Genomic DNA, 13,120 nt, shown 5'->3' on the forward strand with positions numbered 1-13,120 from the left:
TTCAGTCCTCCAGAGGGGCCATCGGCTGCCAGCTCCGGTCGCGGCCGAGTCGTCCGCCATCTTTGAGCCCGCGGAACAGGTTGCTGGTGCCGCGTACCGTCCGCTCGACGAAGACCAGGCGGATCAGCTCCTTGAAGAAAGTGGCCGTCGTGCCGAGTCCGAAGAGCACGGGGTTGTAGACGCCGTGCGCGCGGTAGTACTGCTTGATGAACGCGCGGTTTCGCATGATGTAGTAGCGGTAGGCGTTGCTCGACGCGTTCATGTGGCGCACACCCATGTCCCACTGCTTGATCTCGCGGGTGCGGCGGAGCACGAATTCGTCGACGATGACGGCTGTCGTCTTGCGTGACGCCAGCCAGCCGTACATCTGGTCATCCCAGTAGATGAAGAAACGCGGGTCGGGGAGTCCGATCTGCTGCACGATCGAACGGTGGATGAACATGCCCTCGAAGCAACCGCTGTTCATCTCCTTGTACCCCGACGCGTCGAAACCGGCGGGGGCGAAAGGGATCGGGATGCCCATGCGTTCGGCGATGCGGTACTGCCAATAGAACTCGCTGCCGTCGTAGTCATAGCGTCGCCCCTGGATGCTCTTGAACCGGGGGGCCCACTTGCCCATCCTGGCCAGGCCGTCGGAGAGCACCTCGACGTCGTCGTCCATCATCCAGATCCACTCGGATCCGAGCTCGTACGCGGTGCGCATACCCTCGCTGAAGCCACCGGAGCCGCCGGTGTTGGTCTCGAGCCGCCGATAGACGATCTCGGTGCCCAGGCGCTCCCGGAACGACTCCACGACGTCCGTGGTGTCGTCCACCGAGGCGTTGTCGATGATCACGACGTGGCCCGGCTTCGGATCCATGGCAGTGATGCTCGTCAGCAGCCCGGTGAGGAGATGAGACCGGTTGAAGGTGACGATCACGATGGTCGCTGCGGCCGGGTCGAATGCAGCGGGTGCCGCGGTCATGCCTTCTCCTCGAAGATCTGCTGCCAGGACTGGGGGGAGACGAGCTCGGGAAGCGCATCGCGATACTGACGCTGGAGTTCAGGCCAGCGGCGACGGAGCTCGGCGTGCAGTCGGATCGTATCTCGTAGCAGCTGTCGGTACTTCCGGCGATCGCGGGTGTAGATGTTCTTCCCGGAGCCGTCTGCAGCGCTGACCAATGCGCTGTCGAAGGCGGGAACGCGCCACCAGTGCGCGTCTTCCTTGCCGAACTCGACCTCGGGCTGAGCGACGTTCGCGGGGTGCGGAGCATGCACCCAGTGCGACACCAGGGTTGACAGCGTGAACCAGCGCAACTGCAGGCCGGACGGGCTGTCCAGATTGTTCTTGTTCAGTTGCTTGTAGACCCTGCGGCCGTGTCGCGAGTGGAGGACGGTGGCGGGGTCCTTATGGACGACCGTCTCCGGGTGCTTCGCTGCGAGGGCCCGGGCCGCCGGCATGGCCGTTGCGAGGTTCTTCTTCATGTGGTCGGGTCCGGAGAGCACGTCACGCAGAGCCTGTGCGCGGAGCGCGACGGGGTAGTACTGCATCATCATCAGATGCTTGAGGTCGACCCTTCGGCTGTGGGTCAGGAGCCGCCCACCGCGGGGGACGTTCGAGTGCAGGAGGCCGGCCACGATGCGGTTGCGGGCGTGGAAGTACGCCTGCCAGTCGATCGTGTCGTCCTTGTTGACCCACGACACGTGCCAGAGCGCCACTCCCGGCATCGACACCGTGGGGAACCCGGCGTTGCCCGCGCGCAGGCAGAATTCGGCGTCATCCCACTTGATGAATGCGGGCAGGGAGAGGCCCACTTCGCGGATCGCTTCGAGCGGAATCAGACACATCCACCAGCCGTTGTAGTCGGAATCCATCCGCATGTGCAGCAGCTTCGACTGGCGCAGGTTCGCGACGCCGAAGTCGTGCGGCATCTTGTCCTGGTAGAGGTTGCGCCACATGAAGGGACCTTCGTCTACGACCTCGGCCCAGCCGTGCAGCTTCGGACGGTCGAGCAGGTCGAACATGTGTCCGCCGACGAGCACCGGGGTTGTCGCGTATTGGCCGAAGACGATGGAGCGACGGAGAGACTCGGGCTCGAGGCGCACGTCATCGTCGAGCAACTGCACGAAATCGCTCTCCGGGCGTTGAAGGGTCTCGTGCATGGCCCGCGCGAACCCGCCGGAGCCGCCGAGGTTCGCCTGGCGGATGACCTGCAGGGTCTCGCCGAGCTGTGCGGCGACCTCGTCATAGCCGTCCTGTTCGGCGACGAGCTGTGTGCCCTGGTCGATCAGGAAGATCCGGTCGACGAACTCCAGCGCGTCGGGGGAAGCGGCCAGTGCCCGTAGGGTCTCGACGCAGTAGTCCGGCTTGTTGTATGTCGTGATTCCCAGCGATGCCTTGCCGGTACGTGCGGGCTCGTGCTCGGTCGTCCACTCCGCACCCTCGAGCACCGCGTGCTTCTCGTCGGCGACGATGTCGAACCAGATCCAGCCGCCGTCGCTGTACTGAGTCAGGTCGAGGTCGAACGAGGTCGAGGACTCGCCGGTCACCTCACGGGTCGCGACGCGTTGGCGGGTCCCTGAGCCGTTCGACCGATAGACCAGGATCGTGGCCGGTCCTGTCGTGCGCACGGTGAGCTGGACCTCGCGAACGCTGGTCCAGTGCTGCCAGTAGGAGGCGGGGAACGCGTTGAAGTAGGCTCCCAGCGACACGCGTCGCCCGGCGACGATCCGCGCGCGGTGACGCCCCAGGATGTTTCCGAGATGTGCACGGTTGGAGACACGGACGGGTTCATCTTCGATCACGGACCAGGTCTCCGGATCCGCGTACAGGGGGAGGAGGTCGGGATCGCGATCGAGCGGGAATACGACGTTCTGCAGGACGTGGGCCACGGGGGAGTTTCTCCGATGTTGTTGCGCCGACTGCCACCCTCGCAGGGGGCAGTGGACTCGACGAGCAGAGAGTAGCCTACCTCCCGTCACCTTCGGATCTGCGGGGAACCGGGCGCCCGGGATGCGAGAGAGCGCCGCGATAGGATGGCCGCGATGAAGGTATTGATCACCGGCGGCGCCGGCTACATCGGGTCGACCGTTGCGACGGCATGCATCGAAGCCGGCATCGACACCGTGCTGATCGACGATCTCTCCACCGGTCGGCGCGACTTCGGTGAAGGCCGGGGGCTGTACGTCGGTGATATCGCGGACCGCGACTTCGTGGCCGGCGTTCTTGCTGATCACCCGGACATCACCGCGGTCATCCACTGCGCCGCACGCATCGTCGTGCCGGAATCGGTCGCTGATCCGCTCGGCTACTACGACTCCAACGTGGGAAAGACGATCGTGCTGCTGCAGAGCCTGCGCGACGCCGGGATCGCCCGGATCGTTTTCAGTTCTTCTGCCGCGGTCTACGCGGGGGAGAGCGGCGCGGGAGTCGACGAGTCGGGTGTCCTCGCCCCGTCGAGCCCATATGCCATGACCAAGGCGATGGTGGAGAAGATTCTCGAAGACGCGGCGACCGCGGGGGACTTCCGCGCGATCGCACTGCGCTACTTCAATCCGATCGGCGCGGACCCCCGGCTGCGCACAGGGCTGCAGAACCCGACGCCCTCTCACGCTCTCGGCATGATCATGCGAGCGAAGGCAGCCGGTGAACCCTTCTCCATCACCGGAACCGACTGGGCGACCAGAGACGGCTCAGGACTGCGTGACTACATCCACGTCTGGGACCTCGCACTCGCGCACGTCGCCGCGGTACAGCGATTCGACGAGGTCCTATCCGAGGACATCCCCTACCAGGTCATCAATCTCGGCACCGGCGAGGGTGTGACGGTACGTGAGCTCGTCGCGGCGTTCGAACGCGTGACCGGTGAGGTACTGCCCGTCGTCGAGACCGCGCGCCGGCCGGGCGATCAGGCCGGTGCCTTCGCGATCGTGCATCGGGCGAACGCGGTGCTCGGGTGGCGCGCCGAGCGATCCGTCGACGACGGCGTCCGCGATGCGCTCGCCTGGGCCGCCACGCTGCGCACGCTCGACTGAGCGCTTCCTGCGGGGAGGAGCTCGACCTGCCGTATCACCCCTGCGGGCGCAGCGTCGGAATCGCCCCGGTCTGCGCCGCGTCGATGTTCTCCCGCCACGACCGCGACTGACCGGCGCGCAGTGCGCACAGCACGAGCAGGAACCATCCCGCCCCCACCAGCGTGAAGCTCTCGAACATCGAATCGACGGCGAGCGTGACCAGGGTGATGGGCGTCCACGCGTAGACGACCGATCGGCGGACGCTCGCCACGAGCCAGGAGCGGATCAGGGCGACGCCGCCGAGCAACAGGAACAGTACGAGGCCGGCGGCTCCCAACTGCAGCAGCACGTCGAAGAACGCGTTCAGTGCGCTCTGATGATGGTCATCGAGCTGGAAGTTGATGTAGGTGAAGGGGTACTCGCCGCGTGCCCATGCTCCGAACCACCCCCATCCCTGGATGGGCTTCAGGGCGACGAAGTCGAGGATCGTGTTCCACAGGTCGCCGCGGATCGAGAAGTCCGAGCCGGCGTCCAGAAGCGCGATGATCTGATGACGCAGTGCGAAGGCCACGGTGAGCGCGATCGCCACCAGGATGCCGAGCGTCCATTGCACGACGTTTCGCCGCTCGGCGGAGGCATGACGCACGAGGGTGAGTGCGACGGTGACGACGCCGACGGCGGCGGCGAGCACGAGCACCGTCGGCGAGGACGACAGGAAGGCCAACGACCCGGCGAGAGCGATCGAGGCGACCGCTCGGGGTGCGTTGACAGACTGCGTGCGCCACTCGATCACGAAGGTGATCAGGGCGATCACCGCGATGAATCCCAGCATGTTCCGGCTGCCGAAGATGCCCTGGATAGGGCCTCCCTCCGCAAGGTTGCCCTGGATTCCGAGGAAGGTGAACGGCACGTCGAGGAGGATGCCCGAGAGGATCTCGACACCGAGCGAGACGGCGAGCAGGACGCGCAACGTGTCGCCGATCGCGCGGACGGTCTGCAGAGTGTCTCTGACGTGACCGACGGCGAGCGCGAGGAACGCGAATCCAAACAGCGACATCCAGCCGAAGAGCGTCTCCGATCTGTCGGTGGTCCACACCAGGCTCACCAGCGCCCAGCCGAGGAAGGCGAGGAGTGATGACGGTGCGATCCGCAGCGGAGAGAGCTCCTCGCGCCTCACCCAGAGGATCGCCGCTCCCAACAGGCACAAGACCGCGATGATCGTGGAGAGGGTGACCGCCGAGGTCATCTGCTCGATCGCGTAGGCACCGAACACCGCACTCAGCACCGCGAGGGTGAAGGCGCGTGCCATCTCCACGGAGCCGAGCAACCGGGCGAGGCGATGCGCCGGCGTCACGGCACCCGCCGTGGTCGTGTGCCGCGCTCGAACACGAGATCGCGTTCGCCGACGCCCACGAGTGGGACGGACTTGAGCTTGAAGGAGAGAAGCACCAGCAGCATCCAGCCCCACAGCATGATCGGAGTGGACTCCGACAAACCCTGCACGAGCAGGACGACTGTGAACAGGCTCGGCAGAAGGGTGAGCGGCGAATAGGGGCGGTGAGCGTCGAGGTCCCATCGAGGACGGTCGACTGCGAAGAACCAGGAACGCCAGAGCAGGCTCAGGTATGCGACGGCCATCAGCACCACCCCGACCACGCCGAGCTGCATGAGCACGTCCAGCCACATGTTGTGCGCGTGGAAGACCGTGATGCCGTGGTCTGTGATCCAGTGATCGAAGGCCGGGTCGGTGGGGATCCACGGGCTGGAGAAGCCGTTGCCGAAGAGCGGATGCTCGCCGGCGCGCTCGAGAACCTTGGTCCAGATCTTCTCGGAACGGCCGGTGAGGTCGGCACTGCGCCCCAGCAGGGCGAAGAGGGGATCGCGGAGCACCCAGACCGCCGCTCCGCCGAGCGCCGCGGTGCCGATCGCGATCGCGTAGATCCTGGTGCGCGCCCCGGGAGTGCGTGCGCGCCGCATGGCGAGTGCCACCACGAGAACGACGGCGACGGCCGCGGCGCAGACGAACGCTGTCGCTGATGACGTGCGGATGAGGAAGTACGCCGCCAGCAGCATCCAGAGAGCGAGCGTCGTGCGCCACCGGGCCCGTGCGGCGAACAGCACTCCGAAGGTGATGATCGCGAAGAGGGAGATGATGGCGAGCAGATTCGCGTTGCCGACGATGCCCTGGATGCGCCCGCCGTCGAGCAGGTTGTCGCGCACCCAGTACCACTGCGGATCGATCTTGCCGTCCGGGAGGGTGAGGAAGTTCGGCAGGAGCGGCCCGTGCAGGACCAGCGACACCCAGAGCTCGAGCGCGAGCGAGAGCCCCAGGATCCACTTGAATGCCGAGGAGAGCGCGCGGATGATCTCGTTCCAGGTGAGAACGTGCACGAGGAAGAGGGCGTTCAGCGTCACCGCGGCCAGCAGCCCCCAGGTGATCAGGGTGGGTCCGCGCCATTGCGACCACGCCACGGAGACCAGCGCGAGGGTCGTGTAGCCGAGCGCGGTCCACGGCAGACGCCGCCACCGGAAGGGTTGCGGGCGGTTCTTGGCGATCATCGGCACGCCGATGGCGATCGTGGCGAGGGTGAAGAGGGCGAGCACGACCGCCGCGCCCACGAACCCGAGGAGGTTGTACACGGCGGAGTGGGCGAACGTCACGATCAGGACGAGGATCGCGTAGCCGCGCAGCAAGAGATGCCCCGTCGACTCACGCTCTGGTGCGGTGGGCCGGGCCGCGACCGGGTGCTTTGTGTACTGAGCCATCGCGTTCAGGCTACCGCGCCGCACCCGGCGCGTCGCTGAACGTCGCTGAGCGGCTCTACGCTGGGGGCATGCTGCTGAGTCTGACCAACACTCCCCGTGATTACGCCTGGGGTTCGACCTCGTTCCTGGCCGAGCTGGAAGGGCGTTCACCATCGGGGGCTCCGGAGGCCGAGGTCTGGTTCGGCGATCACCCCGGTGACCCGGCGGATGTCGACGGTGACGGCACTCTGGATGAGATCACCGGCGGCCGGCTCCCGTACCTGCTCAAGCTGCTCGCCGCAGCGCGGCCGCTGTCCATCCAGGTCCACCCGACGTTGGCCCAGGCGCAGCAGGGCTGGGCAGCGGAGAGTGGCAAGGCTCTCGATGACCCGACACGCAACTACCGGGACGACAACCACAAGCCGGAGCTGATCGTTGCGTTGAGCGAGACGTTCCAGTCGTTGAGCGGGCTGCGTCCCGTCTCCGACACGTTGGTCCTGATCGACGCGCTCGGGGAGGGGGCGGGTGTGTCGGCACTCCGTGCGCGCCTGTCCGGTGATGCCGATGTGCTCCGCGACACGATCAGCTGGCTGCTCAGCGGTGACGCGCAGTCAGAGGTGGACGAGATCATCGCGGCGGTGACCGCGGCAGCCGAGGGCGCGGATGCGGGGGAGTGGAACGCCGCGATCCAGGCGATCGCCGGAGTCGCTCAGACGTATCCGGGAGACCCCGGGGTCGTGGTCGCCCTCCTCATGAACCACGTCGTCCTCCGCCGGGGCGAGGGGCTCTTCCTCCGTGCGGGACTGCTGCACGCATACCTCGAGGGACTCGGGGTGGAGATCATGGCGGCGAGCGACAACGTCCTGCGCGGCGGACTCACTCCCAAGCGCATCGATGTTCCTGAACTGCTCACGATCCTGGACTCGGCGCCCGCTGAGGTGCCCGTGCTGCGCCCCGCCGCCGATGGTGCCGTCACGTCCTACCCGGTGCCGGTCGCGGACTTCGCGCTCGACCGAGTGACGCTGACGGGGGGCGCCGTCGCGCGAGCGGTCGCTGGCGACACGATGGTGCTCGCGACCGCCGGTGACGTTGCGATCGAGACCGTGTCGGGCGAGGTGCGGACGGTGCCGGTGGGGAGCGCCGCCTTCGTGTCGGCCGACGAACCCGAGCTGCGCCTCAGCGGGGTGGGTGAGGCGTTCATCGCCGCGCCCGGTCGCTGACAGTCGTTCTCGTCGTCGGCGTGTCGTCGCAAGACGGATTGCCGCGACACGCCGACATATCGTCAAGAACCTTCAAGAGGTGATTGAGGGTTTACTATCTGCGACTTGACCGGAGCGAATCACACGGGTGTAATTAGGTATGCACGGCCCGCCGGGGGGCGGAGACAGGGTTGGGAGATCGAGATGACGGGATACCGTTCCGACGTACCGGAGAACTGGTTCGTCGATCCGATCAACCTCGGAGTGCCCGGCGTCCGCAAGCCGGGCTCCGACGACGACACCGCTCTCGGCTGGCAGAGCGAAGCGCTCTGCTCGCAGACCGATCCCGAGGCATTCTTCCCCGAGAAGGGTGGCTCCACGCGGGACGCCAAGCGCATCTGCACGTCCTGCGATGTCCGGGGCGAGTGCCTCGAATACGCGCTGAACAACGATGAGCGCTTCGGCATCTGGGGCGGTCTCTCCGAGCGCGAGCGCCGTAAGCTCAAGCGCCGCGCCAGCTGAACCGGATCGTGGGCGACCGCCGCGGACCCTCTGAGCATCCGCGGGGACGGCTTCGCAGGCGCGCCGCAGGCGGTGCCTCAGCGTCAGCCGCCTCACGCATAGGCTGACCACGTCATGCCAGCCCGAGTTCACGCCATCATCGTCGCCCGCGCCGGATCCTCGTCCCGCGCGCAGCTTCTCCGCACGCTGGAAGCCTTGCGCTCTCAGACCACTCCCGTCGCCGCCGTCACCCTCGTGGTGTGCGGAGATGCGGGTTCGGCTCGGGAGAGCGACGCGGTCGCACGCACCGTCGAGGGGATCATCGAGGCGCGTAGCACCACGTCTTTCGCGGAGGCGATCGAGCTCGCTCGTCCTCGGGTGGCGGAGGACGCGGCGATCTGGCTGCTGGCGCAGGACACCGCTCCGCACTCCCGAGCGCTGGAGCGTCTGACCGGCATGCTGGAACGTTCCCCGTCCGCGGCGATCATCGCCCCCAAGCTGGTGGCCACCGACAACGATCGCGAGATCGTCTCGCTGGGTGTGAGCATGACCGCGCTGGGGCGCTCGGTCGAACTCGCCGCCGGCGAACTCGACCAGGGCCAGCACGACGGCGTGGACGACGCGCTCGGCGCCGACATCCGTGGGATGCTGATCCGCGCCGAGGTCCGCGACGCGCTACGTCCTGACCCGGCTCTGGCCGGGGCAGATGAGGGACTCGACCTCGGGGTGCGTGCGCGCCTCATCGGCGGTCGGGTCGTGCTGGCGCCGAGTGCACGCGTCGCCGTCTCACCCGGCGGCCCCGCTGCACTTCCCGCGGGATCCGCGCGTCGCGCCTTCGTCACTCGACTCGCGCAGCTGCATCGCCGATTGGCGTACGCTCCCGCGATCACCGTGCCGCTGCACTGGCTCAGCCTGCTGCCGCTCGCACTGTGGAGATCCACGACCCATCTGATCGGCAAGCGTCCGGAGTCCGTCCTTCCCGAATGGGGCGCCGCGCTGACGGCGATGGCGCGCTTCGGCGCGGTCGCCCGTTCCCGCGGACGGATCCGTTCGTCGCGGACGTCGTCCTGGGCGAGCATCGCCCCGTTGCGCGTCACCGGCTCGCAACTACGTCGACGTCTCGACGACGGGCACGGCAGCGAAGGGGGAGCGGTCAGCGAGCTGCGGTTCTTCTCCGGCGGCGGCGCGTGGGCGGTCCTCGCCGCTCTGGTCGTCAGCATCACGGCGTTCACCACCGTCCTCGCCTGGCCCGCGATCGGCGGCGGGGGACTGCTCCCGCTGCGCGAGACGGTCGCGGCGTTGTGGACGGACGCGGCCTGGGGTCTGCGCGGTGTCGGGGTCGACGTCGTGGGCCCCGCCGACCCGTTCGCGGCGATCATCGCGATCCTCGGCTCGTTGTGGCCGACGGCTCCCACGTTCTCCCTCATCCTGCTCTGGATCCTCGCGCTGCCGCTCGCCGTCCTGGGAGGGTGGTTCGCGGCAACCCGGGTGACCGACCGCGCCGGCCTGCGCATCTTCGCCGGTGTCGCCTGGGCTCTGGCGCCAACGTTCCTGACCGCGCTCGTGGAGGGGCGTCCCGCCGCAGTGCTCGTCCATCTGCTGTTGCCGTGGCTGTTCCACACGGCGGTCGTCGCTCATCGCTCATGGGGAGCGGCAGGCGCGGCATCGCTGCTGTTCGCCGCCGTCGTCGCCTGCGCCCCTTCACTGGCCCCCGCGCTTGCGCTGCTCTTCGTGATCGCGCTCGGAATCACGCTGGGGACCGCGCAGTTCCGCGGCGCGGTTCGCCTGCTCTGGCTTCCGATCCCGACCATCGCGCTGTTTGCGCCGCTGGCGTTCTGGCAGCTGTCGCACGGCAGCCCGCTCGCGCTACTGGCTGATCCAGGGTTCGTCACGGGGAGCAACGTGACAGCGGACGCCACGGGTCGACTCGCGATCGCCACGGGTTTCCCTACGGCGGATCTCGCCGGATGGGCGCAGTTCTCACTGCTGCCGCTGGGAGCCTGGGCTGCCGTGCTCTGCGCGCCGCTGGCGCTGCTCTCCCTCGCCGCGGCGATCGCACCGCGATGGCGGGCGGGCATCACTCTGTTGGTGGTGGCCGCTGCGGGCCTGGCCACCGCGTTCCTCGTCGTGGGGATCACCGTGAGCTTCGCCCAGGGCGAGCCCATCGCCATCTGGCCGGGCACCGGATTGAGTCTCGCCTGGATCGGAGTCGTGGGGGCGGCGCTCGTCACGCTGGACACGGCGCTGACTGCGTCACGGGTGCGCGTCTTCGCCGCAACGGTCGCGGCGCTCGCGTTGATCCTCTGCGCGACGCCTGCGCTGACGGCATTTCACGCCGATCGATCGGCGCTCACCAACGGCCCGCAGTCGACCCTGCCCGCGTACGTCGCCGCGCAGGCCGCCGCGGACGCGCCCGTCGGGACGCTGGTGCTCACGCCCCAGAACGACGGCGGCCTTGCCGTCGACGTGGTCTGGGGGGCAAGCGAGACGCTCGGATCGCAGACGACCATGATCTCCACCGCCACCGAACCGCAGGGGACCGATATCTCGACGCTCTCGGTCGATCTCCTCTCGGCGCGTGACTTCGACGCGCCGTCAGAGTTGGCGGCGCAGGGCATCGCCTACGTATTGCTCGCACAGAAGGACGGAGGCGAAGGCGACAAGGCCCGCGCCCTGCGCACTTCCGCCACCGCATCGATCGACCAGCGCGCGGGGTTCGTCCACGCCGGCACGACCGAACGCGGAGTGCTCTGGCGTGTCGAGTCGGATGTCGGTCCGCGCGCGCCGTTGAGCGCTGCGCAGCAGGGGACCGCTCGGCTGGTGATCACGGTGCAGTTGCTCGTCATGCTCGCCGCGCTGCTGCTCTCGGTGCCGACCAGAGCTTCACGCCGCGCCGCGCGCGCGCAGTCGCGTATCGTCGGCCGCGCCTCTGAGGAGCCGTTGATCCTGCCGCGTCACGCGGAGGAGTTCCCGGACGAGGCACCGTTCTCCACGGACGCGGACGCAGACGCACCGGCGGAGTCGGTCGTTCACGTGGGCCCAGAGGGCGGTGCAGATGGAGATACACCGGCAGACGCGGACACGGTGAGAGCGGCTGAGCCACGAACACAGGACGATGCCGATGCCGAGCCGGGCGTGAGTGAGGCTGCGGCGTCTTCGGTACCGACCGACGGCGAGCCGGACGCAACTGTCGGGGAGCTCGAAGCTGACCGGCAGCCGACGCAGCCGGGTGCGGATGCTGACGACCCTGTGGTGCACGACCGTGAGGCGGAGGACGGCCGATGAGCAGCAACCGAGGAGTCCGCGTCGTCGCGACCGGCGCCCGTGTGGTCGTCGGCGCGGCCGTCGCCGTGGCCTGCGTTGTCGGAGTCGTCACCGCGATCCATGCGCCCTGGCCGGAGGTGCGTCACGATCCGGCGCAGGTGCGGGTGACGCCACTGCCGGGCGACAGTGTGCTGGTCTGCAACGGCGACCTGCGGGCACTCGGGCGGGACACCGCCAACCCTCTGGGGATGTGGTCCGCCGCATCGCCCACGCTCACCGTCGATGGCACGTCCGGTGCGCCTCAGATCGGGACCCTGCAGGTGCCCGATCTCGTGGGTGCGGGCGAGGTACGCACCGTCACCGGCGCCGTCGAGGGGCGGACCGCACCGCTGATCGCCGCGACGGAGTCCGCCACGGTGGAGGCGGACGACCTGCGTGGGTTCGCCGTGCTGCCCTGCGGCACACCGAGACTGGAGTCCTGGCTCGTCGGGGGCACCGTCGACACGGGCGCTTCCGACCTCATCGTCTTGACGAACGCCGCACAGGTGCCGTCCACCGTGACCTTGTCCGTCTACGGCACGAGCCGCAGCACGCGGACCGTCATCGTCCCCGCGGGGACGCAGGTGGCGCTCCCGCTCACATCGATCGCCGCGGGCAATTCGCTCCCCGTGGTGGAGGTCGCCGCCGATGGTGCGCCGGTGCGCGCCGTGCTGCAGTCGTCGCTGGTGCGCACCCTGGATCCGGCGGGGGTCGACCTGCAGGAAGCGGTCGCAGGTCCGCAACTGCATCCTGTGTTCGCCGGCGTGCAGTCGTTCGCCGCCGACGGAGACGATGCCGACATGACGGTGCTGCGCATGCTGTCGCCGGCGGATGCCGCGCAGGCGCGCGTGACCGTCCGTGCCTCGGGATCGAGCGGCATCGCGAACGAGTTCACCGTGTCGCTGTCGGCAGGGGAACCTGCCGAAGTATCGCTGAGCGGGCTGGCACCGGGCACGTACAGTGTGCAGATCGACGCCGACGCCCCGATCGTCTCGGCGGTCAGACAGCAGGATGCTCTCGTCCGCGGCTCCGATTTCTCCTGGATGACTCCTGCGCCGGAGATCGACTCCGATGCCCTCCTGGCGGTGCCCGCAGGGCCGAGCCCCCGACTTCATCTGGTGAACGAGACCGATGCGGACGCCACCGTCACCCTCGAGCCGACGAATGGGAGACCGGCGACCGAGGTCACCGTTCCGGCGAAGGGATCGATCGACACCGCGGTCGCGCAGCGGACGGCGTATCTGCTGAGCACTACCGGCACCGTACATGCGGCGATCACCATGAGCGCAGAGGGCGAGCTCGCGGGGTGGCCCGTGCAGCCCAGCGCCGGGGCGGCGGAGAGCATCACGGTCTATCCGTGACCGGGGCCGCCGTCCTCG

The 13,120-nt window shown here is 68.2% G+C and carries 9 protein-coding genes; 5 read left to right on the forward strand and 4 right to left on the reverse strand.

Going from position 1 to position 13,120, the window contains the following annotated elements:
• Position 1 precedes the first annotated feature (1 nt).
• Positions 2-964 (reverse strand): glycosyltransferase, encoded by a 963-nt coding sequence (locus KZC51_RS09320; RefSeq protein ID WP_247629704.1) that lies wholly within the window; start codon positions 962-964, stop codon positions 2-4.
• Entirely contained in the window at positions 961-2,871 is a 1,911-nt protein-coding gene (locus KZC51_RS09325; protein ID WP_247629705.1) for a glycosyltransferase, read from the reverse strand. Before KZC51_RS09325 ends, KZC51_RS09320 begins: the two co-directional genes overlap by 4 nt.
• Positions 2,872-3,024: 153 nt before the next feature.
• Between KZC51_RS09325 and galE the strand changes: the two genes are divergently transcribed.
• A complete protein-coding gene (galE, locus tag KZC51_RS09330) occupies positions 3,025-4,014 on the forward strand; it encodes a UDP-glucose 4-epimerase GalE (RefSeq protein ID WP_247629706.1) in 990 nt (329 codons plus the stop codon).
• A 34-nt stretch (positions 4,015-4,048) separates the two neighbouring features.
• On the opposite strand, the gene KZC51_RS09335 is transcribed toward galE, so the two are convergent.
• Positions 4,049-5,347 carry an O-antigen ligase family protein gene (locus KZC51_RS09335; protein ID WP_247629707.1) on the reverse strand — a complete coding sequence of 433 codons (1,299 nt, stop codon included), beginning with the start codon at positions 5,345-5,347 and terminating at the stop codon, positions 4,049-4,051.
• Positions 5,344-6,759, reverse strand: a complete 1,416-nt coding sequence (locus tag KZC51_RS09340; RefSeq protein ID WP_247629708.1) for an O-antigen ligase family protein — start codon at positions 6,757-6,759, stop codon at positions 5,344-5,346. The genes KZC51_RS09335 and KZC51_RS09340 overlap by 4 nt, the downstream gene beginning before the upstream one ends.
• 68 nt (positions 6,760-6,827) lie before the next feature.
• Here KZC51_RS09340 and manA point away from each other — a divergent pair, with 68 nt between their 5' ends.
• The 4 genes from manA to KZC51_RS09360 all read left to right on the forward strand — a co-directional run bounded on the left by manA (position 6,828) and on the right by KZC51_RS09360 (position 13,102).
• Complete coding sequence (gene manA, locus KZC51_RS09345; RefSeq protein WP_247629709.1) at positions 6,828-7,958, forward strand: mannose-6-phosphate isomerase, class I; 1,131 nt, start codon at positions 6,828-6,830, stop codon at positions 7,956-7,958.
• Between the two features lie 183 nt (positions 7,959-8,141).
• Positions 8,142-8,459, forward strand: coding sequence for a WhiB family transcriptional regulator (locus tag KZC51_RS09350; protein WP_247629710.1), 318 nt, complete (start codon positions 8,142-8,144; stop codon positions 8,457-8,459).
• A gap of 114 nt (positions 8,460-8,573) precedes the next feature.
• On the forward strand, positions 8,574-11,723 hold the full coding sequence (locus tag KZC51_RS09355) for a glycosyltransferase (protein ID WP_247629711.1): 3,150 nt from the start codon (positions 8,574-8,576) through the stop codon (positions 11,721-11,723).
• Positions 11,720-13,102, forward strand: coding sequence for a DUF5719 family protein (locus KZC51_RS09360; protein WP_247629712.1), 1,383 nt, complete (start codon positions 11,720-11,722; stop codon positions 13,100-13,102). Before KZC51_RS09355 ends, KZC51_RS09360 begins: the two co-directional genes overlap by 4 nt.
• Positions 13,103-13,120: the final 18 nt, after the last annotated feature.

It is taken from the genome of Microbacterium croceum (genome assembly GCF_023091245.1).
Lineage (GTDB): Bacteria > Actinomycetota > Actinomycetes > Actinomycetales > Microbacteriaceae > Microbacterium > Microbacterium croceum.